This is a genomic window from Vibrio hippocampi (assembly GCF_921292975.1).
In the GTDB taxonomy this organism is placed as follows: Bacteria; Pseudomonadota; Gammaproteobacteria; order Enterobacterales; family Vibrionaceae; genus Vibrio; species Vibrio hippocampi.
The window spans coordinates 862,961-885,744 of the sequence record NZ_CAKLCM010000003.1 but is presented as its reverse complement, the minus strand read 5'-3'; the positions used below and the strand labels follow the sequence as shown (position 1 = coordinate 885,744).

Annotated in this window: 22 protein-coding genes, 1 pseudogene and 1 riboswitch; of the genes and pseudogenes, 14 read left to right on the top strand and 9 right to left on the bottom strand. The window is 46.1% G+C overall.

What is annotated here, in order from left to right; translation table 11 throughout:
* Positions 1–6 precede the first annotated feature (6 nt).
* Both L9Q39_RS17110 and L9Q39_RS17105 read right to left on the bottom strand, forming a co-directional pair.
* Complete coding sequence (locus tag L9Q39_RS17110; RefSeq protein ID WP_237486303.1) at positions 7–1,515, bottom strand: ATP-binding protein; 1,509 nt, start codon at positions 1,513–1,515, stop codon at positions 7–9.
* Between the two features lie 308 nt (positions 1,516–1,823).
* A complete protein-coding gene (locus L9Q39_RS17105) occupies positions 1,824–3,692 on the bottom strand; it encodes a methyl-accepting chemotaxis protein (protein ID WP_237486302.1) in 1,869 nt (622 codons plus the stop codon).
* Between the two features lie 356 nt (positions 3,693–4,048).
* On the opposite strand from L9Q39_RS17105, the gene L9Q39_RS17100 reads away from it, so the two are divergent.
* Positions 4,049–4,747: an aspartate/glutamate racemase family protein gene (locus L9Q39_RS17100; protein WP_237486301.1), complete on the top strand. Its 699-nt coding sequence runs from the start codon at positions 4,049–4,051 to the stop codon at positions 4,745–4,747.
* A 297-nt stretch (positions 4,748–5,044) separates the two neighbouring features.
* Positions 5,045–5,710 carry a COG3650 family protein gene (locus L9Q39_RS17095; RefSeq protein ID WP_237486300.1) on the top strand — a complete coding sequence of 222 codons (666 nt, stop codon included), beginning with the start codon at positions 5,045–5,047 and terminating at the stop codon, positions 5,708–5,710.
* Between the two features lie 101 nt (positions 5,711–5,811).
* On the opposite strand, the gene tal is transcribed toward L9Q39_RS17095, so the two are convergent.
* Positions 5,812–6,762 (bottom strand): transaldolase, encoded by a 951-nt coding sequence (tal, locus tag L9Q39_RS17090; protein ID WP_237486299.1) that lies wholly within the window; start codon positions 6,760–6,762, stop codon positions 5,812–5,814.
* Between the two features lie 378 nt (positions 6,763–7,140).
* On the opposite strand from tal, the gene L9Q39_RS17085 reads away from it, so the two are divergent.
* Positions 7,141–8,145 carry a sugar-binding transcriptional regulator gene (locus L9Q39_RS17085; protein ID WP_237486298.1) on the top strand — a complete coding sequence of 335 codons (1,005 nt, stop codon included), beginning with the start codon at positions 7,141–7,143 and terminating at the stop codon, positions 8,143–8,145.
* Between the two features lie 9 nt (positions 8,146–8,154).
* Here the strand turns inward: L9Q39_RS17085 and L9Q39_RS17080 are convergent, their stop codons facing one another.
* The gene (locus tag L9Q39_RS17080; protein WP_237486297.1) at positions 8,155–9,045 is read right to left on the bottom strand and encodes a LysR family transcriptional regulator; all 891 of its coding nucleotides are present in this window, start codon (positions 9,043–9,045) and stop codon (positions 8,155–8,157) included.
* A 154-nt stretch (positions 9,046–9,199) separates the two neighbouring features.
* Between L9Q39_RS17080 and L9Q39_RS17075 the strand changes: the two genes are divergently transcribed.
* Entirely contained in the window at positions 9,200–9,727 is a 528-nt protein-coding gene (locus tag L9Q39_RS17075; protein ID WP_237486296.1) for a lactoylglutathione lyase family protein, read from the top strand.
* A gap of 51 nt (positions 9,728–9,778) precedes the next feature.
* On the opposite strand, the gene L9Q39_RS17070 is transcribed toward L9Q39_RS17075, so the two are convergent.
* The 3 genes from L9Q39_RS17070 to moeA form a co-directional block, all read right to left on the bottom strand.
* Entirely contained in the window at positions 9,779–10,615 is an 837-nt protein-coding gene (locus L9Q39_RS17070) for a sulfurtransferase (RefSeq protein WP_237486295.1), read from the bottom strand.
* Between the two features lie 87 nt (positions 10,616–10,702).
* The gene (gene moeB, locus L9Q39_RS17065; protein ID WP_237486294.1) at positions 10,703–11,461 is read right to left on the bottom strand and encodes a molybdopterin-synthase adenylyltransferase MoeB; all 759 of its coding nucleotides are present in this window, start codon (positions 11,459–11,461) and stop codon (positions 10,703–10,705) included.
* A 9-nt stretch (positions 11,462–11,470) separates the two neighbouring features.
* Positions 11,471–12,706, bottom strand: a complete 1,236-nt coding sequence (gene moeA / locus L9Q39_RS17060) for a molybdopterin molybdotransferase MoeA (protein ID WP_237486293.1) — start codon at positions 12,704–12,706, stop codon at positions 11,471–11,473.
* A gap of 226 nt (positions 12,707–12,932) precedes the next feature.
* Here moeA and folE point away from each other — a divergent pair, with 226 nt between their 5' ends.
* From folE to thiE, 9 genes and pseudogenes are all read left to right on the top strand, one after another.
* On the top strand, positions 12,933–13,586 hold the full coding sequence (gene folE / locus L9Q39_RS17055; protein WP_237486292.1) for a GTP cyclohydrolase I FolE: 654 nt from the start codon (positions 12,933–12,935) through the stop codon (positions 13,584–13,586).
* A gap of 195 nt (positions 13,587–13,781) precedes the next feature.
* Positions 13,782–14,273 (top strand): hypothetical protein, encoded by a 492-nt coding sequence (locus tag L9Q39_RS17050; RefSeq protein ID WP_237486291.1) that lies wholly within the window; start codon positions 13,782–13,784, stop codon positions 14,271–14,273.
* Between the two features lie 79 nt (positions 14,274–14,352).
* Positions 14,353–14,461, top strand: a riboswitch (TPP riboswitch).
* An 88-nt stretch (positions 14,462–14,549) separates the two neighbouring features.
* Positions 14,550–15,434, top strand: coding sequence for a bifunctional hydroxymethylpyrimidine kinase/phosphomethylpyrimidine kinase (gene thiD / locus L9Q39_RS17045; protein WP_237486290.1), 885 nt, complete (start codon positions 14,550–14,552; stop codon positions 15,432–15,434).
* Positions 15,435–15,525: 91 nt separating this feature from the next.
* Positions 15,526–16,284 carry an ABC transporter ATP-binding protein gene (locus L9Q39_RS17040; RefSeq protein ID WP_435532863.1) on the top strand — a complete coding sequence of 253 codons (759 nt, stop codon included), beginning with the start codon at positions 15,526–15,528 and terminating at the stop codon, positions 16,282–16,284.
* Between the two features lie 103 nt (positions 16,285–16,387).
* Positions 16,388–17,077 (top strand): annotated as a pseudogene (locus L9Q39_RS17035) (ABC transporter permease); the annotation flags it as partial.
* Positions 17,078–17,237: 160 nt separating this feature from the next.
* Positions 17,238–18,185: an ABC transporter substrate-binding protein gene (locus L9Q39_RS17030; protein ID WP_237486288.1), complete on the top strand. Its 948-nt coding sequence runs from the start codon at positions 17,238–17,240 to the stop codon at positions 18,183–18,185.
* Positions 18,186–18,196: 11 nt separating this feature from the next.
* On the top strand, positions 18,197–18,859 hold the full coding sequence (gene tenA, locus L9Q39_RS17025) for a thiaminase II (protein WP_237486287.1): 663 nt from the start codon (positions 18,197–18,199) through the stop codon (positions 18,857–18,859).
* Positions 18,860–18,869: 10 nt separating this feature from the next.
* The gene (gene thiM, locus L9Q39_RS17020) at positions 18,870–19,661 is read left to right on the top strand and encodes a hydroxyethylthiazole kinase (protein WP_237486286.1); all 792 of its coding nucleotides are present in this window, start codon (positions 18,870–18,872) and stop codon (positions 19,659–19,661) included.
* Between the two features lie 30 nt (positions 19,662–19,691).
* A complete protein-coding gene (gene thiE, locus L9Q39_RS17015; protein WP_237487061.1) occupies positions 19,692–20,306 on the top strand; it encodes a thiamine phosphate synthase in 615 nt (204 codons plus the stop codon).
* Positions 20,307–20,524: 218 nt separating this feature from the next.
* On the opposite strand, the gene L9Q39_RS17010 is transcribed toward thiE, so the two are convergent.
* On the bottom strand, positions 20,525–20,944 hold the full coding sequence (locus L9Q39_RS17010; RefSeq protein ID WP_237486285.1) for a hypothetical protein: 420 nt from the start codon (positions 20,942–20,944) through the stop codon (positions 20,525–20,527).
* A gap of 403 nt (positions 20,945–21,347) precedes the next feature.
* Between L9Q39_RS17010 and L9Q39_RS17005 the strand changes: the two genes are divergently transcribed.
* Positions 21,348–21,788 carry a hypothetical protein gene (locus tag L9Q39_RS17005; protein WP_237486284.1) on the top strand — a complete coding sequence of 147 codons (441 nt, stop codon included), beginning with the start codon at positions 21,348–21,350 and terminating at the stop codon, positions 21,786–21,788.
* 3 nt (positions 21,789–21,791) lie between these two features.
* On the opposite strand, the gene L9Q39_RS17000 is transcribed toward L9Q39_RS17005, so the two are convergent.
* Positions 21,792–22,766 carry a TDT family transporter gene (locus tag L9Q39_RS17000; RefSeq protein ID WP_494337056.1) on the bottom strand — a complete coding sequence of 325 codons (975 nt, stop codon included), beginning with the start codon at positions 22,764–22,766 and terminating at the stop codon, positions 21,792–21,794.
* Positions 22,767–22,784: the final 18 nt, after the last annotated feature.

The following is a 22,784-nucleotide window of genomic DNA, read 5'->3' as shown; positions in this document are numbered from 1 at the left end:
TTCTAATTATTTTGGTAAGGTCACGGTAATTTTTACGCCGCCAATGTCAGAATGACTGGCGGAAATGTGCCCACCGTGAGCCAACACAATACTTTGGCAGATCGATAAACCTAGCCCTGAGCCACCATTTATCCGACTGCGTGATTTATCCACTCGATAGAGGCGGTCAAACAATCTCGGTAATGAATCCGATGGTACGCCGGGCGAACTGTCTTCCACCACCAATGAAACATGATTAGCAAGATTGTGAATGGACACTCTAACCAGTCCGCCACTATCGGTATAGCGGTAACTGTTTTCAAGTAAGTTGTTAAAGACTTGCTGGATTCGTTTGCTATCAAGCTGCAGTGTCACCTGCTGCAAATGCTCAAACTCGGTCAGCAGTCTGATTGACTTTTCCGCCAAGCGTAAGCGATAGCGATCGCAGCACGGCTCCAATAGTTCTGCGAGTGAAACGTTGTGACGCTCTCTAAATAACTCTACGTTGGCATCAGAGAGAGAAAGCGTATGCAGGTCGTTCACTAAACTGGTTAAGTTGCGTACTTGGCTGTGCAGTGAGTCAATGGCTTTTTGATTCATGGGGCGAATACCATCTTGCATCGCTTCGAGTTCTCCCTGTAACACCGCGATGGGAGTACGCAATTCATGAGAAATATCCGATAGCCACTGCTCTCGCATCTGTTTCTGCTGCTTAAGTGTCGCCGTTAGCTGGTTGAATGACGCAATAATTTCACCGATTTCGTCGTTACTGTTGCGTTTAACAACATAGTCGAGATCACCGTGTTCGACGGCTTCTGTTCCTTTGTGTAAAGCCTGTAAAGGCTGAAGTAAGTAGCGAACCAGTAAGAAAGCCGAGAGCAGACTCAGCAATAACGCCGCTATCGTGATGGTTAAGATATGTTGAGATTGCGAATAAAGAAAACTTCTTGCTAACTTTCCTGAGACTTGTGTCTGTTGCACCAAATGAAACCAACCGACGAGCTTACCGTCTTTATTGATCTCGATCTTACGGATTATTTGCTCTGGCTTTAGGTTCTGCTTCTGTTTAGCGTCACCCAGAATCAATCTGCCCTCGGTATCAACCAGTGATAAACGCATGCCCAGCGGCACGAAAAAACTGGGTTCTACCTTGGCAGTGGCTTCACGAGGTAACGGTGGTGGCGCCTCATCATCTAATGAACTTGGGTTTGTAGGCGGCGGTGGCTGATGTCGATTGGGTTGACGTTTTGGCAAACCAAATGGTCTTTGCTTTGGGGCAGGGATCTCTCCGACTTGCTGAATAAAACTCGACAAAAGATGCGGTGACTGTTGCAGTCGAGTCCACTGATAACTGTCGGAATAATAGGCGACGATTTTGTTGGCAATGATCGCCACTTTGGCAGCTTCATCATCGTTGATGTAGTTTTGTAGCCCTTCTTTGAAACTGGTGTTGATTAGCCAACCCATTCCGAGCAGTAGCAGTAAGCTCGACAGTAGCAAAGAGAGATAGATCTTGTGAAATATAGACAAACGCATCAAATCGCCTCAGTAAATCATTAAGCAGTCAAAGGTATCAGCCCAAACGGCAGCCCAGTATGCTAACTCCATATTGTGGAGACAATTTGAAGAGACTGCCAGCAGCGGCGGAACAACCAGTGAACCAGAACTGAATAATAAAAAAGCCAGTGGCTTATCGCAAACACTGGCTTTTGTTCTTGAAGGTCGACCGCTCAATAATAACGGCTTAGTAGTACATTATTGACAGTTCAGGGCTATTTGTAACTCAGAGCTATTTGTAACTCCCGGCTGTTTGTAACTCAGAGCGATTAACCACTCACAGTGACTTACAGCTTAAAACGATTCAATAGCGCTTCCTGTTGGTGGATATGCTCGACTTGTTCGTTGATAGCATTATTGGTGTTGCTCGACTCTGTGGAGACTTCTTCGCTTAACGCCTTTATTTTTAGGGTATTACGATTAATCTCCTCGGCAACCAAGCTCTGTTCTTCCGCAGCCGCTGCAATTTGAATGTTCATATCAGTGATCTCTGCAATCGCTTGTCTGATATGCAATAGCGTGTCGTTAGCACTTTTCGAGCGGTCAACGGCTTGCTTAGCTGATGTCTGACTGTTTGTCATCACATTTGACACTGCGTGTGCACCAGATTGCAGCTGATCAATCATCGTTTTAATTTCAGTGGTTGATTGTTGAGTTCGTTGTGCCAAGGTTCTTACTTCATCAGCGACAACTGCAAAACCACGTCCAGACTCACCAGCACGTGCTGCTTCAATCGCGGCATTGAGCGCAAGCAAATTGGTTTGGTCTGCGATGTCGTTGATCACTTTCAAGACTGTTTCAATGTTGTCGGTTGCGATTTCGAGCCCTTTGACTTCAGCCACCGCGTGTTCGATTTGCTCCGATAAATCAGAGATAGCGTCGGTTGTGTCTTTAACAACATTGGCACCTTCAAGACTGGCACGGTCGGCGTTTTGCGCTACACCGGAAGCACTTTGTGCATTGTTTGCCACTTCCGAAGAGGTACTGGCCATTTCGTTCATGGCCGTAGCCAGTTGTTCTAGCTCTTGGAGCTGTGTCACCATCGCCTTGTTAGAACGTTGTGCGCCTGCCGTTGTTTGTTGACTCCCCTCAAGAATCAGGCTCGATAGTTGCTTGGATTGCTGCATCTGACGCTGTAGGTTTTCCGTGAACAGGTTGAACCCTTTTGCCAGTTGCGAAAACTCTTCATCGGTATCTGTATCTAAACGACGAGTAAGATCACCGTTACCAATCGCAACATCTTGGATGGCGGAATTAAGAGCGACTAATGGACGCATCAAGAAACGCACGAGTAAGGTTAATACGACCACGCTCACAATCAGTCCCAACAACATAAACATCAAAGACTGGTTACGGATCTTATCAGCGGCAGAAAAGGCGATAGAGGTATCAACAACGGAACCGAGGTACCAGTTGTCGGAATCAATTTTCACCAAGTTGATTTGTAGCTCCTGTCCTTTGCTTTCTATCAGCTGTTTTCCTGCAACCAAATCCAAAGATGGATAAATCTCATGGATTTTACGACCATTATTTTGGCTTTCCGGATGGGCAATAATCATACCGTCGTTATTGAGTACGAACAGATAACCAGCATCAAATAGATTTGTTTGGTTAACGAGGTCGGCGAGCTTAGTCAGGGTGACATCGAATACGGTACTGCCAATAAACTGACCTTGCTCGGTAACTGGAGCCGCGAAGCTGATTACCACATCTTTACTGGAAGAATCAACGTATGGGGTGGTGACGATGGTGCTACGCTGCTGTTTCGCACTTTGATACCAAGGGCGCTGTCTAGCGTCGTAGCTCGAGTCAGGAGTCCAGTTGATGTTATTTAAAAACTGTCCATTGGTTTCATAACCTAATCCAACCGCTTGGAAGGTGGCCTTAAGCCTCGGTTGGTCAATGACACTCTGTACATAGGCAGAGTCGTTTGGATTAATAGCAAGAATACCACTAACAGTAGTGACAATGTCACGCTTTGCGTCTAGATCGTGGCTAATAGTGGTATTGACACTGTTTAGGAGCTCATTGATCGTTGCATCAATATTTTGTTGGAGTTCGGAGCGAACAGTAAAAATTTGGGTGGCACCGAGGGTAGCAATGGTAACCAAGAGTAGGACCGCGGAGGCGGAAACAATTTTATGACTGAACTTCATACAACATCCTTATGGCTAAATTATGCCTGCCATTTCGCTGCTAGTCGGGCAGCTAAGTAAACATCAAATACGTGAGCAACATCGCTTTCGTGTATTGATTATCGACTTGTAACATACTTTCTTTACGTTAAGTTGCATGAAATTTTTTTATGGTGATCATTTGCGTGTGTTGTAACTGACAATTTATAAGTGGTGTTGCATGCTCTATGGATTTGGATAATTAAATGATAGGCTGTCTCAGTTGTGCGACAAAAAACTAATCTATCTCGAGTTCTATAGCCTGTTTTGGGTTTGCACCTCAGTTTATAAAATGCGTATGATCACTATGTTGTCTTGTTGATGAATAAGGAAAAAAAATGAAAACAGTTGGCTTGCTCGGTGGTATGAGTTGGGAATCGACCGCAAATTACTATAAAGCGATCAATGAAGGAGTAAACAAGGCTATGGGCGGTTTGCACAGTGCGAAAATCGTGATGCACAGTGTCGATTTTGCAGAGATTGCAGAGTTGCAACATGAGGATAAGTGGCAGGAGACCGCAGATATTTTATCCCAAGCCGCGCAAGGATTAGAAAAAGCCGGTGCAGACAGTCTGCTTATATGTACCAACACCATGCATAAAGTTGCTGATGAGATTGCTGAGAAGGTATCAATTCCATTGCTACATATTGCTGACGCGACCGCTGAGGTACTGCAACAACAAGGCGTTACCAAGGTGGGTTTATTGGGCACTCGTTTTACCATGGAACATGATTTTTATAAGCAGCGATTAATCGATAAGTTTGGTATTGATGTTGTGGTGCCCAATGGGGTTCAACGTCAACTGGTACACGATATTATCTATAACGAACTGGTTAAAGGAAACGTGTTGCCGAGTTCACGCCAAGATTATCTTGAAGTGATTTGTGACCTGTGTGAAAACGGCGCACAAGCGGTGATTCTTGGTTGTACCGAGATAGCCATGTTGATTAACCAGCAACATACCGCTGTGCCACTGTATGACACAACGCAGATACACAGCGACGCAGCGGTTAAATTTGCTCTCTCGGATGTATGATTTGCGACAGCAATACAACTTGTCACTATTTCAAGAACTCTGAGCATGATGACGCGGTCAACTTGAGAAATGATCATCCAGTTCTTAGACTAATTAGTAGATGAGTTAATGTTGAGATCGCCTGTGAGTTATTTGCGTCCTTGCTCCGTTGCAAGCTTGTTTCTTAAAAGCTTGGTCTTTAAAAGCTTGGTTCTTAAAAGCTTAGTCTTTGAAAGCATAGCCTTTAAAAGCATAGCCTTTAAAAGCATAGCCTTTAAAAGCTTAGTCCTTAAAAACATAGCCGTTGCAAGCTTAGTCTTGGTTACGGCTTGTCAGCCTCAAACGAGTGTAGAGCCAAGACCGAGCTATTTTACCCCCGACAATATCATTCGTTTGGTTAACGACGATATTCTCAAGCCTGAGGGTTTGGACCCAACTGAGAAAGAGTACCAGTTCAAAGTCGGGGAAGCGGACTTGAATGGGGATGGTCATCAGGAGTTGATGATTGTGATGCAAGATCCCTACTTTTGTGGCAGTGGTGGTTGCAGTGCTTATCTTATCAACTACAAAGGGGAAGTGGTCACCAAGATGAGCGTGGTGCGCGAACCCATTCTACTGGCTAACCGCGAATCGCAAGGGTGGAAAGACTTTTATGTTTGGAGTGATGGCAGTTTACGCCAGATGAGTTTTGAGGACGGGACTTATCCAAGCAATCCATCCGTTGAACCCAAATACAATCGTGATAAAGAGCTAAACACCGCCACTAAGTTTATTGAAGTTCAAGAAGTCTATGTGCAAGACGGTTACGATTTGGTTCATATCCAAGATGTTCCGATTTTCTTCCCTGCACACACTTATCAATTCCGTTTTAGAGACTATGGTCAGCCCAATCAGTCACATATCGCGACCTTAGATATGGTCACAGGTGATCTTCAACTCGAAAGTCAGTCAGATGGTCAAGCAACCAACCTCGTTGACGAGTAACTCTATGGTTTAATATAAACGCCAATATTGATGAATGACGGCTAAAAATGAAAAACCTCCGCAGCGTTACACCACGGAGGTTTGATGTTTATGAGTTTAGATTACAGTTTTTGTGCGATCATCTGCTCTAGTTTGCCTTGGTCTACGGCAAAGTTTCGGATGCCTTCAGCCAGTTTTTCAACGGCCATCGCATCTTGGTTGTGCTCCCATAGGAACTCTGAGTGAGTCATCGCTGCGGGTTTCGCTTGCTGACCTGATGTTGCAACCAGTTTTTCAACCACTTCACCTTGAGCTTGTTCAAGCTCTTCAAGCAGTCCAGGGCTAATCGTGAGGCGATCACAGCCAGCGAGTTCAAGGATTTCTCCGGTGTTACGGAAACTTGCGCCCATAACAACGGTGCTGTAACCGTGTTGTTTGTAGTAGTTGTAAATCTTAGTCACTGAGTGAACACCTGGGTCTTCTGAAGCCTCAAAGTCGCGACCTTCTTTCGCTTTATACCAGTCCATAATACGACCAACAAACGGTGAGATTAGGAAGACACCAGCTTCGGCGCAAGCGCGTGCTTGTGCGAAAGAAAACAGCAGGGTCAGGTTACAGTTGATGCCTTCTTTCTCAAGCACCTCAGCAGCGCGGATCCCTTCCCACGTAGACGCCAATTTGATTAGGATTCGGTCATTAGTAATGCCGGCATCGTTATACATCTTAATGAGCTTACGAGCCTGTACAATACTCGCTTGCGTATCGTACGAAAGACGCGCATCAACCTCGGTCGAGATGCGACCTGGAATGATGTTTAGGATCTCTTTACCAATGTTGACAGCAAGCATATCGCAAGCGTCTTGCAGTTGCTGTGCTTTGTCTGCGCTCTGTGATTTTGCGTAGTCAACCGCTTGATCGATCAGTGGTGCATACTCTTCGATTTGCGCCGCTTTTAAGATCAGAGAAGGGTTGGTAGTTGCGTCTTCCGGTTGGTACTTGCTGATGGCTTGAATATCACCGGTATCAGCCACAACAGAAGTCATTTTACGAAGCTGTTCTAGTTTGTTGCTCATGGGTAAATTCCTGTTTCTTAGACCTAAGGTCGTCCTATAGAGGGTAAATCATGGATGATGGCCAATGTCATTCATTGTTATTAAAGATAGGCTATCCATGTCATTGTGCTACCTGCGCTGAGCGCATGTCACGCGAGTGAGTAAATGCTTGAATTTATATAAACGCCTCCGCTGTACATTGTCAATCCTTGTCGTGGATAAAATGGTTTTTACACCATAATTCATCCACTCACGTCGCTACTTGATGATTTTTCCACCAAGGATGTCGGATGTTTAACCAACAATACCTTCAACGTCGCGCTGAGCATTTGTAATGCAGGTGAGCAAATGATAAATCTTGATGTATACTGTCGGCGTTCAGTTAGATGAGACAAGATAATGACCACACAAGATACGCTTCCCAATGATCATGATTTATTGACAGAAATTGCCATTGCCTATTATCAAGATGGTGCCACCCAAGAGGAAATCTCTAAGAAATTTTCGGTCTCTCGAGCCAAGATAGGGCGCCTGCTTAAACAAGCACGAGACGAGGGAATCGTTGAAATCAGCGTGCGTTATCATCCGGTGTTTAGTGCAAAAATCGAGCAAAGATTGGTGGATACCTTTGGTATCAGTCGTGCATTGATAGCGTTAGATAGCGCAACCGAACTGCAACAACGAGAGCAAGTCGCGAGTTTAGTGTCGAATTATCTGAACCGCACGTTAAAGAATGGCATGGTGGTTACTGTTGGGCAGGGAAGAAACGTTTCTGCCGTTGCTCACCACAATGGGGTGATTAGCCAGCGGGACTGTAATTTTGTCTGTGGTATTGGCGGTATTCACCCAAAAGGGGGCAGGTATAACGCTGATCATATCTGTCGCCAATTCGCTAAGCAGTTTGGTGGCAGTTCAGAGACGCTTTATGCACCTGCGTATGCGGAGAACCGGGCGCAAAAATTGGCGTTTATGAATAACTCAACGATTCACCAAACCTTAGAGCGGGCGCGAAAAGCGGATATTGCGCTGGTGGGTATTGGTGATATGAGCGAGAACAGTTATATGGTCAACTTAGGCTGGTTCACTGCCGATGAAGTGGTGCAATCTCGACTTAACCAAGGAGTGGTGGGGGATTTTGCTGGCTATGACTTTTTTGATATTCAAGGTCGATTAGCCAATACCGTGATGAGTGACCGCGTGATTGGTCTCGGTTTGGAAGAGTTCAAGCGTATTTCGCAAGTGATTGCCATTGCGGCAGAAAATACCAAGCCAATGGCGTTACTTGGTGCCTTGAGAACCGGCGCTGTGGATGTGTTAGCCACCAGTGTGAGTAATGCTCTGACGGTTCTCAACCTGCACGAACAGATGCTACATAGCCAATCGATAAAACTGAACTCAAAGTAGGTGGGCGGGCTATTTGAATGTTTGGTTTCGTATTGTCTCGAGCAATAATTGATAGCGGGCGGGTAACGCACGGCGCTTGCGACGGATAAGGTACAAGGGATCACTAATCGCTTTACTGGTCTTCCACTGTTGTAGGCTTTGGTTCGCCGCGGCTTCTGTAATGGCAATTTTGGGAATAACCGTCATGCCGATGCCTTGCATCACTGGGTGTAAGATCTGACTAAACTGGTTGATGTAAGTGGCTTTGGGCAATTGCTCCCAATCAAACTCGGCCTGTATTGCCACATCACCCGCCTCGATGACTTTCTCAAAATAATGCCTAGCATCAGGGTGATCCACCACGCCCAAAATATTGAGATCATCAAGTAGCTTTCCTTGACTCTGATAGTGTTTAGGACCAACGAGCGCTAACTCCATAACGCCGATCGCTTCACAAGTTAAGTCACTGTTATGAGGCTGATAGGTAACAATACCGAGGTCAATGCTCCCCTCTAAAACGTCGGCAATGATTTTACGATTCGGTGCCGCTTCCATATGAGTGGATAACTTGGGGTGCAATTTTTGCAGCGTTAATAGCTCTGAATAGAGTGCGGTTGCAATCGCCCCCGGCGCTGACAGTCGCCATTCTCCTTGGTAAGGATCATCAAACTTAATCTTTTCCAATAGTTGCTGTTGTTGTTGATTCGCCTCTAGTGCGTACTGGTAAACCAACTGCCCCTGCTCAGTCAGTTCAAAAGATTTCCCCTCGCGAATGATTAACGCGCAATTAACGGCCGCTTCGAGTTTTTTGATCTGTTGACTGACGCCGGGCTGGGTCATAAAAAGTTTTTCAGCGGTGTGGGTAAAATGCCCCACCTCGACTAAGGTTTTAAAGGTGTTGAGCCATTGAGCGTTTAACATACTAAGGACTTTCCATAACAAAATATTATTACTTGTTAGATTAAAGGATAATTTTTTGTATTGGAACCTTACTGAGTCCAATCACGTATTAGCTACCTGTAGCAAAACGTTTTTTATTGAAATTGGTTTATGCCAAAACTCTAGGAGAAGCGCAATGGCACTAGTACCTCCCAATACAAATCATACTTATCCCCGTACGTTTTCACATCTTGGTATCTCGGTACCGGATTTAGAAGCCGCTGTGAAGTTCTACACTGAAGTTTTAGGTTGGTACTTAATCATGCCACCAACCGAGATTGTTGAAGATGACTCAGCCATTGGTGAGATGTGTACCGATGTCTTTGGTTCCGGCTGGGAAAGTTTCAAGATTGCTCATCTATCGACTGGCGATCGCATTGGCGTCGAGATTTTTCAGTTTAAAGACCAAGTGAATCCAGATGACAATTTTGAATATTGGAAAACGGGCATTTTCCATTTCTGTGTTCAGGATCCAGATGTTGAAGGATTAGCGGAAAAAGTGGTCGCTGCTGGCGGTAAAAAGCGCATGAAAGCCCCCCGTTACTACTATCCGGGAGAAAAACCTTATCGAATGATTTATATGGAAGACCCGTTTGGCAACATTTTGGAGATCTATTCCCACAGCTATGAGTTGACTTATTCCAGTGGTGCGTATAACGGTTAACTTATCGATGCGGTCAGCGTCTTGGATGACGCTGACTTCAACAAGTCAATGTTATCTTTCTATCGGTAGATCAGGGCGTTGTCCCCATTCACTCCATGAACCGTCATACACAGAGAGTTGACGATAGCCGCAAACAAAGGCGCCCAAAGCCAAAATACAAGCAGTGATGCCCGAACCACAGCTAAACACCATCAATGTGTCGCGATCTGTCGCGATGGATGCAAATAACGGTTGCAGTTGATCGACGGTTTTGAGCTTACCTTGATCCAAAAATTGAGCAAAAGGCAAACAGACTGAAGTTGGAATATGGCCACTTCTCATCCCCTCTCTTGGCTCTGGTGCAGTACCTTGAAAGCGGGCTAATGAACGAGCATCAACAATCTGACTCGCTGGGTTGTCGATATGATCGCATACCTGCTGAGCGCCAATAAAATAACTTGGCTCGAATTGAAACTCGGATTCGGTGGGAGCGGGTTGTCGGTAACGGTCTTGTAGCGCGAATCCGGCTTCACACCAAGCGGGTAAACCACCATCTAATATATAGACCTGATCAATCCCCATCGCTTTTAGCATCCACCAAGCACGCGGAGAGGCATAGGTGCCGGAGTTGTCATAGACCACAACCACGCTTTGGCGCTGGATACCGAACTGATTTAGCAGTTGGTGAAATCTTGTTTCACTGGGCATGGTATGCGGCAGGGAACTTTCAGGATCGCAAAATACCGTGTCGTAATCGAAACGCATTGCATCTGGAATGACACCGTGAGTGATTTTTTCAGGCTCCAAAGGGATTTGAAACTCGATGCTGGCGTCAAGCACGATGGGTTTTGATGAGGAACTGAGCTGTTGTTGTAGCCACTCAGCACTGACCAGCGGAGAATAAGACATAGAACCTCCTGTTCGTTTTACATTGTAAATCCCCTCAATTAGGCGGCTTAGAGGGGAATAGGCTTATGGATTATCAATTATCAATTATCAATGATGGTGTCCGCATACCGGACAGTCGTTGCGCTTCATGATACCCATCTCACGCCAAGATAACGTTAAAGCGTCAAAGATCAATAGTTTGCCTACCTTAGGCTGACCATAATCGGCAATCACTTTGATTGCTTCAAGGGCTTGAATCGCGCCAATAATGCCAACGACAGGAGACATAACCCCCGCTTCAACACAGGAAAGTACGGTATCACCAAACAAACTGCTTAGGCATTGATAGCAAGGCTCGTCGTGGGTTTGATAGCGAAATACGCTAATTTGTCCTTCCATGCGGATAGCGGCACCACAAACTAACGGCTTGCGGTGCTCAAAGCAGAGACGGTTGAGTTGATTTCGCGTCTCGACATTGTCGGTCGCGTCTAAAACCAAACTATGATTGGCGATTTGCACACTCAATTCTGAGTCGGATAAACGATGATTGATGGTCACGATGTCGGTATGTGGGTTGAGTTGCTGCAAAGCAATACGCGCGGAGTCTACCTTGTTAAGTCCAATACGATCATCGGTGTGCAACACCTGCCTCTGTAGATTAGACAGTTCTACCTTATCGTCGTCCACAAGGGTGATACGACCAATACCCGCCGCCACGAGATATTGACTGGCCGCGCAACCTAATCCGCCGGCACCGATCACCAGAATCGAGGCCTGCTTTAGCGCCTCTTGTCCATCAAAGTCGAACTGCTTCAATATGATTTGCCGGTTATATCTCAGCATTTCTTCATCAGAAAGAATATCCACAGCGACCTCTTAGTATAGGGTTGGGTTGAACAGTTGAATTTGAACCGTTTCGCCTGCTTCAACGTGTCCACGCTCACGCTCCAATACCACAAAACAGTTAGCAAGGCTCATGGAGCGAAATGCGCCAGAACTTTGATTGCCCGTGCTTTCAACGACAAATTGACCGTTTTCGATGCGGTAGATCCCGCGCTGATAATCGGTTCGGCCCGGCGACTTTTTAAAACGACTGTGGGTGATAGCCGGAATGGACTGAGGCGCTTGCCATTGAGTATGTCCAGCGAGTTTCGCGATCAACGGCTGTACCAATACATACATGGTGAGTACGGCAGACACCGGATTGCCAGGCAAACCACAAAACCAAGCGCTATTAAGCGACCCAAAAGCAAAAGGTTTCCCCGGTTTAATCGCCAGTTTCCAGAAACCGATTTGTCCCAACTGTTCTAGGATATCTTTGGTGTAGTCTGCTTCTCCGACACTGACGCCACCGGAGGTAATCACAAGATCCGCTTGCTGTGCGGCTTGTTCGAAGGTCGCTTTTAATGTTTCTGGGCAATCGGGAATAATGCCAAGGTCGATGGCTTCGCAGCCAAAATTATCAATCAGAGGCTTTATACCGTAACGATTGCTGTCGTATATTTGGCCGGCTTCAAGCTCGGTTCCCAGTGGTCGAAGTTCATCACCAGTGGAAAAAAACGCCACTTTTGGCTTACGGTAGACTTCGACTGTCGCGATACCGAGTGTTGCGATCATCGGAATATCACGAGCCGTTAACTTCGCACCTTGAGCCAGAACGGTATCACCTTGGCAAATGTCATCGCCGGTAGGACGAATGTTCATACCCGGCTTAAGGTTGGGTTGGTTAAAACGCACTTGGTCGCCTTCAACCGTGGCGTTTTCTTGCATAATCACCGCATCACAACCTTCTGGGATTTGCGCGCCGGTCATAATGCGCACTGTGCTATTCGCGGGCCAGTGTTGATCAAACGGTGCGCCTGCAAAGGATTTTCCGGCGATCACAAAGCGGTCGGTTTGGCTAAAATCCGCAACTCTGACCGCGTATCCATCCATCGCCGAGTTATCAAATGGTGGAACATGAATCGGAGAACGGAGATCTTGTGCCAACACATAACCAATCGCGTCTTGGATTGGCAGCGTTAACGTGTCAGTAATAGGGGAGATTGGCGAGAGCATTTTTGATAGTGCTTCTTCGATAGGCATTAAGCCCGGAGCGTCACAGCATCCCATAAGGTACCTTGTTTCATCGTTTTCTATTTATTACCGTCAAAATGTACCACACTTTTTATGTCAGTAAGGGCGGTAAATGAGCGAACAAAGGAAATTTGTTATGTCAGCTTAGAGTTAACATTATTCGGTACAGAATTTGTGGATGAAATTCCGAAAGATTGAGAGTATCCTTTAGCCCCCGCAGTTCATGTCGCGTGGGAAGAGAGTACAAGCAAGAGGTAATTGAATGTCAGGTTTAAGTGAATCAGCACAACGAGTAGTGGATGCGTTGTCTGAGCGTGGTTTAGAAACGCCCATGTTGCCAAACAGTGTCAGCGCAGCAGAAAAAAAACAGCGAATTGAACACCACATGCGTGAAATTTTAACATTGCTTGAGTTAGATCTCAGCGATGATAGCCTGATGGAAACCCCGCAACGCATTGCAAAGATGTATGTGGATGAGATTTTTTCCGGTCTTGATTACAACAACTTTCCTAAGATCACCGTTATCGAAAACAAGATGAAGGTGAGCGAGATGGTGAGAGTGAAAGATATCACAGTCACCAGCACTTGTGAGCATCACCTCGTGACCATCGACGGAAAAGCCGCTGTTGCCTATATTCCGCGTGGCAAAATTATCGGTCTGTCAAAGATCAACCGTATCGTTAGGTTCTTTGCCCAACGTCCTCAAGTGCAAGAGCGTATGACTCAGCAAATTTTGATTGCACTGCAAACGTTATTGGAAACCGATGATGTGGCGGTGACCATTGATGCGACTCACTACTGTGTTAAATCCCGTGGTGTGATGGACGCGACCAGCGAGACAACGACTACCGCACTTGGTGGTATCTTTAAATCTAATCCCGCGACCCGCCATGAATTTTTACATGGTTTGCGCTAAGTTATGACGGATTAGCCTATCAGTATGCGAAACTCAAGCCTCACTATCAGGAGGCTTGATTTTTTTCATCCTTACCACAATCGCCCACTGTATTGTCGATATCTTACTTTCCTTACGTTGACTCTCCCCAAAGTTTCCCGAGCATTATCATTGTGTTAATTTGTTTGTAAGGAAATTATTACAAGAAAAATCACTATGGAGTTATACCTCGAATCAGCCGTGGTACAAGCTGGGTCTCATGTTATCTGCGTGGCAGAGATGTGCGAGGCGTTTAAAAAGGGTCGTAAGCATAAATACGCAATGCTATTTACTTTCCAAGAGACAGTGAAAAGTGAAGGGGTTGCTAGAAGCATTTCAACCACCGCAGGCACTATGGGAGTTAAAATCGACGACCCTGTGGCGCGCTACTTTTTACGCCAACTCAAAGACCTTAACTTTCCGGTGCGACGCGCCAATTCCATTGGGGAAGAGGATCAGGTTGAAGTCATTAATCGTTTTGAAAATCGCAGTGGTGGCAAGCACTTATATATTGTTCGTGTCAATCATGATGACTATTTCGGTTTTGTTCAACTCGACCGGAATATGCCCACCGCAGATCGCCATGCCATTGTTAGCAACGTCAATGACACCAATGCGTTCAATTTGCCTTCTGAACTAGGTCAGTTGTTTTTAGTTGCTAACCACTGATGCCTCTCAATAGTTTGCTCGTTTGTTAACCACTAAAAAATTAAAAGTGTATAAGCGTTAAACTCCTGTTATTATGACGCCCAATTAGTCGGGGAGCATGACTCATAGAGGATATGCTGAGATCGAATTCGAGACCCGTTGAACCTGATTCAGTTAATACTGACGTAGGGAACTAGTCACATCTTGTCTTAGCTTCATTCTAAGGATCGCGTTCGACGCGGTTTTTTGTCTAGCGCCAGATGTCCGTCTATTACCCTAGGTTAAATAGGAGTAATAATGATGGCACACAATGGTAGTCAAACCTCTACACCGATTGTTTTAACGATCGCCGGCTCTGATAGCGGCGGCGGCGCAGGTATTCAAGCGGATATCAAAGCGATTAGCGCAACCGGCAGTTATGCATGCTCGGCGATTACCGCCATTACTTCCCAAAACACCTTAGGCGTGTCAGCCATTTTCCCGATCCCGCTTGACCATGTTGCCAGCCAAATCGACGCAATCTTCAGTGATCTCAATGTCGTCGCGGTTAAAATTGGTATGTTGGCGGATAGTGAGATCATTACTGTCGTTGCGGAGAAGCTAAAACAGTATCAACCCAAATTCATTGTATTAGATCCGGTGATGGTTGCCACCAGTGGCGATCTATTGCTTGAGCAATCGGCGATTGCCACCCTAAAAACAGAGTTGATCCCCCTTGCGGATATTATCACGCCCAATTTACCTGAAGCTGCGGCGTTAACCGCTTACTCAATAACCAACGGCTCAATCACCAACGGCTCAATAACCGACAGCCCAATAGCGGATAACCGAATACCGAAAACGCAAGCTGAAATGGGGCAGATGATTGAGCAACTGCGTCAGTTAGGCGCTAAAGCGGTGCTGCTAAAAGGTGGACATCTTGAACAAGATGAAAACAGCAATGACCTGCTGGTGCTGGAAAATGACACCCATTTATTGAGTGCTAAGCGTCATCCAACGCAAAACACTCATGGCACGGGGTGTACGCTTTCGGCCGCCATTGCGTCTTATTTAGCCCAAGGGCAAGCCTTGCCAGACGCGGTGCAATCAGCGAAGCAATATATTACCCAAGCGATTCAGCATGCTGACCAATTGACGATTGGTCAGGGTCATGGACCTGTGCATCATTTCTATGCCAAATAACCCACAATCCATGCCTGATACTAACAAGCAATCCATGCCAAACAATAAGCTGAATCACGCGATGGCAACCACGCTTCAATCATCGCCAATCCTGCCTACGACGCCGGTAGGGATAGAAGTGGTGGCTGGACAGTTGCGGTATCGGGATAGCGCAACTGCCACCTTGAATCGATTGAATCTCACTCTACCGGCAGGTCGTTGGAGCGTGCTACTTGGGCGAAGTGGTTGCGGAAAAACCACCGTGCTGCGTTATTTAGCTGGCTTATTAGACGAGCAAGTTTATTGGCAAGGTGAGCTTAAAACCAGTGACGGTAAGCCTTTGCTCAATCGCGTGGCTTATATGGCTCAGCAGGATCTGTTGCTGCCTTGGCTGAATGTGGTGGACAACGTCTGTTTAAGTGAACGATTTCTGCCAAAAGCGGCTAAGTCCGGCTACTTTCGAGCACAGGCGCTGGCGCTATTGTCGCAGGTAGGGCTTGCCGATTACGCGTTGGCCATGCCCGATCAATTGTCGGGCGGCATGCGCCAAAGGGTCGCATTGGCAAGAACGCTGATGCAGGATAAACCTGTGGTGTTAATGGATGAACCGTTTTCTGCTCTGGATGCGGTGACGCGCTATAAATTGCAACAATTGGCGGCGGAGTTATTGCAACATAAAACCGTTATTTTGATCACTCACGACCCACAAGAAGCCGTTCGTTTGGCGCATACGCTTTATGTGTTAAAAGGTTCTCCCTCTCATGCTTATGCACTTGAGGTTCCCAACAGTGCACCGCCGCGACAATTGGATGCAGAGTGTGCGCAGTTACAGCAACAAATCCTACACCAACTGGGGCTAGAGAATGAGTGATATGAGCCAATTACGCGCCCCAACTGAGCAAGTAGCAACAAAAGAGACCGTAAATCATCCCGCGGCTAGGGTTGCAGTGACGGTGGTGATTATATTTTCGGCGTGGCAGTTGATTGTGGTGTTGTTTGATATGCCAAGCTTTATTCTGCCTGCGCCAATGGATGTGCTGAATAAGTTGGTTGATCGCCATGAGGTGCTGCTTCGTCACACCTGGGTAACGGCTCAAGAAATTGTGCTCGGTTTGCTGCTGGGGTTGAGCATGGGGCTGATTTTTGCGCTACAGATGTTGCTGTTTGAACCTTTGAAACGCTGGTTGTTACCGATATTGATTGCAAGTCAAGCCGTGCCCGTGTTCGCGATTGCACCTGTGCTGATGTTGTGGCTCGGCTATGGTATGGCATCGAAAGTCGTGATGGCGGCCATTATTATCTTTTTCCCAGTGACAACCTGTTGCTATGACGGATTGCGTAACACGCCAAGTGGTTATTTAGATCTCGCCAAAACCATGAATGCTAATCGTTGGCAGTTGTTACGTTATATCCAATTACCCGCCGCTTTACCCACATTAGCGTCAGGTATTCGTGTTGCGGTGGTGATTGCCCCGATTGGTGCGGTTGTCGGTGAATGGGTGGGGTCGAGTGCTGGGCTTGGGTATTTAATGCTGCAAGCTAACGCTCGAATGATTATCGACGAGATGTTTGCTGCCTTGTTGATCTTAGCCTTGCTGTCGATTTCGCTCTATTTCGGCACAGACAAAATTCTAAAAAAAGCGATCCCTTGGGAAAATCGCTAGTCGTTTGGAAGTCAATATAAGTTAGAAGAAGATAAAAGTTAGAAGAAGATAAAAGTTGGAAGTAGATAAATAACTCAGTCTAACTATGACGACGTCACATAGTCGTACGTCATGGAACATGCATCATCGAATATGCATCACTAAAAAAAGGAATAACGGAATGAAAAAGTGGATTGCCGCGACTTTGGTCGGCTTGTTTTCTAGTGTGTCGGTAGCCAGTAGCGAAGCGAAAACTGAACTGACGTTAATGCTCGATTGGTTTGTCAACCCGAATCACGGACCTATCGTGATCGCAAAGCAACGAGGTTACTTTGCAGAACAGGGACTTAAGGTCGAAATTCAAGAACCTGCCGACCCAAGCACTCCGGCAAAAATGGTCGCGGCGGGGCGTGTTGACCTTGCGGTTTCGTATCAGCCCAGTTTGACCATGGATGTAGCCGCTGGTTTACCACTAGTGCGTGCCTCAACATTAATCGCAACACCACTGAATACATTGATGGTGCTGGATAACGGAAAGCACGATTCTTTAGCCGATTTAAAAGGCAAGAAGATCGGTATTGCGATTGCGGGCAACGAAGAAGCGACGATTGGCACCATGTTAAACCAAGAGAACGTTGCGTTTGGTGACGTAGACATTATTAACGTTGGTTGGGCGCTCTCTTCCTCTCTGGCTTCCGGCAAAGTGGACGCGATTTGGGGGGGATTAAGAAATTTCGAAACCAACCAACTGGCGCTTGAGGGCTTTAAAGCCAAAGCCTTTTTCCCAGAAGAGCACGGTGTCCCTACCTATGATGAATTGGTGTTTGTCGCCAATGCTAATCAACACGATAAAGCAGCGATTCGAGCGTTTAACCGCGCTTTAGAACAAGCAACTACCTATATCGTCAACCACCCTGATGAGTCTTGGAAGCAGTTTGTAAGCTACGCACCCGATACCCTAGATAATGAGCTAAACGCGCGCGCTTGGGCGGATACTTTAACTCGTTTTGCCTTGCGTCCTGCGGCGGTCGATCTGCAGCGTTACGACAACTACGCAGAATTTATGCATAAACAAGGCATTATCCAGTCGCTGCCCAAAGCACGCGACTATGTGCCGGACTTCAATTAAAGGAAAAGCCAATGAAGTATCAAGATCTGATTGCAGCCTGCCAACAGGATTGGCAACAGTACACAGAGCATGCATTTGTGCAGCAGTTGGCACGCGGAACACTGCCTCATGAGAGCTTTTTGCATTACTTAAAACAAGATTTTCTGTTTCTTAAGCAATACGCCAGAGCTTATGCGTTAGCCATCTACAAAGCGCGTTCGTTAGAGGATATGCGTCGTGCCCTGCCAAGTGTATACGCACTGCTTGATTCTGAGATTGCCCACCATGTGACCTATTGCAATCAATGGGGTTTGACGGAGCAGGACTTGGAGAATGAAGCCGAAGATTTTGGCACCGTTGCCTACACCCGTTATGTTCTCGATGCGGGCATGGCAGGGGATTTAGTCGATCTTTATGCCGCCTTGGCACCGTGCTCAATTGGCTATGCGGTGATCGGTAAAATGTTAGCGCAAGACCCAGACACAGTATTGGAAGGCAACCCTTATCGCAGCTGGATAGAACTGTATAGCGGTGACGAATTCCAAACGGGCGTCGCCGCTGGCGCGCAATACTTTAATCAACTGCTTGCGGGTATTGAGCTTGATAGCGAACGTGGTCAACATGTTTTGCATATTTTCAAAACCGCGACCCGAATGGAAGTGGCGTTTTGGCAGCAAGGTCTAAACACAAAATAGGAGTCGTATTGTGTTACAACAAACCATTATCACCGCGTTACAACAGGTACGAAAACATAAGCCGTTAGTGGTCAATATCACCAATTATGTCGTGATGAATAATACGGCTAATGCGTTGTTGGCCATCGGCGCATCACCGATCATGGCACATTCGAGTCAAGAGATGCCGGAGATGATGTCGTTTAGTGGCAGTCTCGTGATTAACATAGGCACGCTGGACAGTGTATGGATACCAAGAATGTTATTCGCGGTTGAACAAGCCAATCTTAATAATAAGGTCGTGGTACTCGATCCTGTGGGCGTCGGCGCAAGCCAATTGCGTACTGACACCGCCCGTGAAATCGCACAACTGGCTCAACGGTTGATAATTCGAGGCAATGCGTCTGAAATTATCGCTTTGGCAGGAGAACAAGCTCAAAGTAAAGGCGTCGATTCGCTCGACAGCAGTGACACCGCCTTAGGCGCTGCTCGCTACTTGCTGGAAACATATCAAGCGAATGTGGTGATCTCTGGCGCGACCGACTATGTAGTGACGAATGAGCACACAGTCGCATTGAAAAATGGTCATGAGATGATGCCTTTCGTTACTGGTATGGGTTGTACGCTGAGCGCACTTACCGGAGCGTTTGCTGCGGTGGGTGAAGAGACAGGTTTAGCGGCGGCAGCGGTTCTCGGCGTGGTGGGTGAGATAGCGGCAGAGCAGTCGACGGGACCTGGCAGTTTGCAGGTTAACTTGCTTGATCAACTGTATCAAATTGATCAAGAGAACTTGTTGCAGCGACTGAAACTGCAGCAGGTGTAACGGTTACGGTTTAAGGAAAGATAGGTCATGTTGAATCCGTATAAGCTTTACTTGGTCACCGATGATCAACAGGATGTCGATACGCTGGTCCATGTTGTTGAGCAGGCGGTGTTGGGTGGCGTGACTATGGTCCAAGTGCGCGAAAAGCATGGTGATGTGCAAGCGTTTATTCAGCGGGCACAAGCGGTCAAAGCAGCACTGACCGGAACCGGTGTTCCTTTGATCATTAATGACCGTGTGGATGTGGCACTCGCCGTTGATGCCGATGGAGTGCATCTTGGTCAATCTGATATGCCGGTTGAATATGCTCGACAACTGCTTGGCAAAGATAAGATTGTCGGTTTATCTATTGAGAGCGAGGCGCAATTGGCGCAAGTCGCCAATCTTTCAGTCGACTACATTGGTTTAAGTGCCATATTTCCAACGCCAACCAAAACAAACACCAAAACTCATTGGGGTGTGGAAGGGCTAAGGCATGCGCTAAGTTGTGTTGACGTTCCTATTGTGGCAATCGGTGGAATAAACCGCGACAACATTCCTCAATTGTGGGCAACAGGGGTTCATGGTTTGGCGTTGGTGTCGGCTATTTGTCATGCTAAAGATCCGCGCCATGCAACCCAAACGTTATTGAAACTGATGGTATAACGGCGCTTCAAAGCTACGTGATCGGTTTAGAAAGTAGTAAGTTACAAAGCAGCAAGTTAGAAAGCGGTATCTTAGAAAGCAGTATGTTAGAAAGCGGTATGCTAAAAAATAAGAAGCTTGAAAACAAATAAGCTAGAGAAAAATACGCTAAAAGACAACAATGGCGCGAGGGTTTCCCCATCGCGCCATTGTTTTATCTAGTATCGATTCAGTGATCGTTATTCTGTAATGATATACACAGTCCCATCTTGCTGGTAAGTGTGTTTTACCTCACCACCATCTCCTAATACGACAACGTTATTGCCCTTGTCGTCTTGAAGATCGCCTGTGGTAGCATCAATCAAGATAGCAAAGGCGATAGCTGATGCGATCGGGTGAGCCCAGTATGACAGTGAACCGCGATAAGGCTTACCGACATAAACGCGTTTAACTGGTGCTCGATATCTAGGTTTTGCACTATGCTGCTTTGACGTCGGTTTAATCACGACGTTGCGTTTTACTTTGTTCGGTGTCTTGGACTTGACTACGATGCTCTTCTGTTTTTGGTTCGGTGCGGCATCCGCCGTTGAAGCCGTAAACAAAGTCAGGCCAGAGGTCATCGCAAGGGTCGATAATGTGGCAAGAACTAATGATTTCATAATAAGTCACTCGTCGTTGTTGAAAACACGCCCAGATTACTTGATGGGGCAAGAAACGAAACCATCTATACTTGAATTTACAAAGCCTCTAGGCATTGATTGACGTTCTCCTGCTCTCTTTTTTATATAATATATTCAATAAAATCAGCTGATTAAATTAGAAATAATGCAAAATATCATTAAGATGCCGAAGTAACGGTATTAATCAGAATGTATATAAATCATGCAAATGTGAGCGAAATATGCAGGTTTTTTATAAATTGACATAATTACTATCAATAAACGACGGTAAAGTGTGAGTTGCTTCAAATAGGGGCGAGTTCGCCTAAAAAGGGAATCGAATGGGTGGGCTACTTTGGCTATAATCAGGACGTCGTCCTGTATAAATGTAAGGTCGCCTACAATGAAAAAGCCTTATCGTAAAGGTATTATTACCGCTCAAACAATCGCCCACCTGATGATGTTCGTGTATCTGATTTCTAATTCGGTCGATATCTTTACGACATTAAGCTGCTATAGCCTGTTTGCAGTAATACAATACCTGATTGTGTTTACCTATGGTTCGAGTGTCTTGATGTCATCGGTTTCAGACCTTGCGCTTAGCGTTTATAGCTTATTGATTCCCTATGCCGTGCGTGAAATGGTTGGGCATAGATTTGTGGTCGGTCAGAGTGAGTTTATCCCCAGTGCGGTTTCCGAGTTTCCTTTGGTTTCAGGGGATAATATCTGGATGTGGGGGCTCTGTTTTTACTTCTTAACTCGTTTCCTTGGCATCGGCTACGGGCTCTGTTTTGCTCGGATGTCGAGTCAAAACAAAGCTTATACCAAGTGCCTTACGAAATAAGCGCTAATTGATCAGTGGAACTTTGATTTCTGGCCAGTAGAGTTTAATAAAGCCTAAACTCACCCATGCCACTGCTAAGGTTGCAATCGTCAACTCAAAATAACCAAAGTTATGCAACCAGTGCCAATGTGGGTATGCGCTCTCGAAAAAACTGGTCAATCTATGCATCGCGATGGAACTGATCACAGATGGGAACGTAATCGCTGCAATTGAGGGCTGAAACTTGAGCCTTAGAAGGCGGAAATAACATAGATAAATCATCAAGGTCATAGTGATCGCAATACCTGCTAATGCACCAGTAAGAATAGGGTCTGGCTCGTTGAAATTGACTAAATAGGCAGACAGAGTCAAGTTAATTGGGGCGGCCATAATGGCGATGGTGGGTCTTGCGCGTTTACGCAACATACCTTCAAATACCAAACGATATAACACCAGCGGCAGCATAAAGAAATAGATAGTAATACAGATCGTGGCGATGGTTTCTGAATAGACGGTGTGACCAAACTGAGAACCGGCCAGAGAACTACTGATTAAACCAACCGGATATAAAAACCAACTCGGAACGATATTTTCTATTCTAAAAGCACGCAATTGATGGAAAAAGAATAGTATCGCCATTGAGATATGTAAGGTGACGGCACCAAACCAAAGTGGATAGGCAATTAACGGCAGCACATGAGCCAAGTAGTCACATAAAATCAGCAGCGCCATGCTCATAGGCGCCATCAAACTCCCGGTTAACGGGTTTTTAATATCGGCAGCAAAGATGTGACGATTTAAAGCATATTTGAGTAATACCGGAATCAGTAAGCAAGCACCAATCGAAGCCAGAATAGGGTGTAGCCATGCACCGACATCAGGAACATAAAGTCCCCATGCTTGACCTAGACCTATCATGCCAAGTGCCAGTGATGCTTGGGAGGTAGGAACATTGTGAAACTGAATCAAGCGTTTTAAATCGGCTAAGCGGATGGTCACTATTTACTCTTTATTTTT

What these genes read in the sequence shown, in the direction of transcription:
- L9Q39_RS17100 (WP_237486301.1), top strand. Translation starts at nt 4,049, where the DNA reads ATGAAAACAGTTGGCTTGCTCGGTGGTATGAGTTGGGAATCGACCGCA.
- folE (WP_237486292.1), top strand. Translation starts at nt 12,933, where the DNA reads ATGTCAGGTTTAAGTGAATCAGCACAACGAGTAGTGGATGCGTTGTCT.
- moeA (WP_237486293.1), bottom strand. Translation starts at nt 12,706, where the DNA reads ATGGGATGCTGTGACGCTCCGGGCTTAATGCCTATCGAAGAAGCACTA.
- thiD (WP_237486290.1), top strand. Translation starts at nt 14,550, where the DNA reads ATGATGGCACACAATGGTAGTCAAACCTCTACACCGATTGTTTTAACG.
- L9Q39_RS17005 (WP_237486284.1), top strand. Translation starts at nt 21,348, where the DNA reads ATGAAAAAGCCTTATCGTAAAGGTATTATTACCGCTCAAACAATCGCC.
- L9Q39_RS17030 (WP_237486288.1), top strand. Translation starts at nt 17,238, where the DNA reads ATGAAAAAGTGGATTGCCGCGACTTTGGTCGGCTTGTTTTCTAGTGTG.
- L9Q39_RS17105 (WP_237486302.1), bottom strand. Translation starts at nt 3,692, where the DNA reads ATGAAGTTCAGTCATAAAATTGTTTCCGCCTCCGCGGTCCTACTCTTG.
- L9Q39_RS17070 (WP_237486295.1), bottom strand. Translation starts at nt 10,615, where the DNA reads ATGTCTTATTCTCCGCTGGTCAGTGCTGAGTGGCTACAACAACAGCTC.
- tal (WP_237486299.1), bottom strand. Translation starts at nt 6,762, where the DNA reads ATGAGCAACAAACTAGAACAGCTTCGTAAAATGACTTCTGTTGTGGCT.
- L9Q39_RS17110 (WP_237486303.1), bottom strand. Translation starts at nt 1,515, where the DNA reads ATGCGTTTGTCTATATTTCACAAGATCTATCTCTCTTTGCTACTGTCG.
- L9Q39_RS17050 (WP_237486291.1), top strand. Translation starts at nt 13,782, where the DNA reads ATGGAGTTATACCTCGAATCAGCCGTGGTACAAGCTGGGTCTCATGTT.
- L9Q39_RS17075 (WP_237486296.1), top strand. Translation starts at nt 9,200, where the DNA reads ATGGCACTAGTACCTCCCAATACAAATCATACTTATCCCCGTACGTTT.
- L9Q39_RS17085 (WP_237486298.1), top strand. Translation starts at nt 7,141, where the DNA reads ATGACCACACAAGATACGCTTCCCAATGATCATGATTTATTGACAGAA.
- tenA (WP_237486287.1), top strand. Translation starts at nt 18,197, where the DNA reads ATGAAGTATCAAGATCTGATTGCAGCCTGCCAACAGGATTGGCAACAG.
- L9Q39_RS17080 (WP_237486297.1), bottom strand. Translation starts at nt 9,045, where the DNA reads ATGTTAAACGCTCAATGGCTCAACACCTTTAAAACCTTAGTCGAGGTG.
- L9Q39_RS17010 (WP_237486285.1), bottom strand. Translation starts at nt 20,944, where the DNA reads ATGAAATCATTAGTTCTTGCCACATTATCGACCCTTGCGATGACCTCT.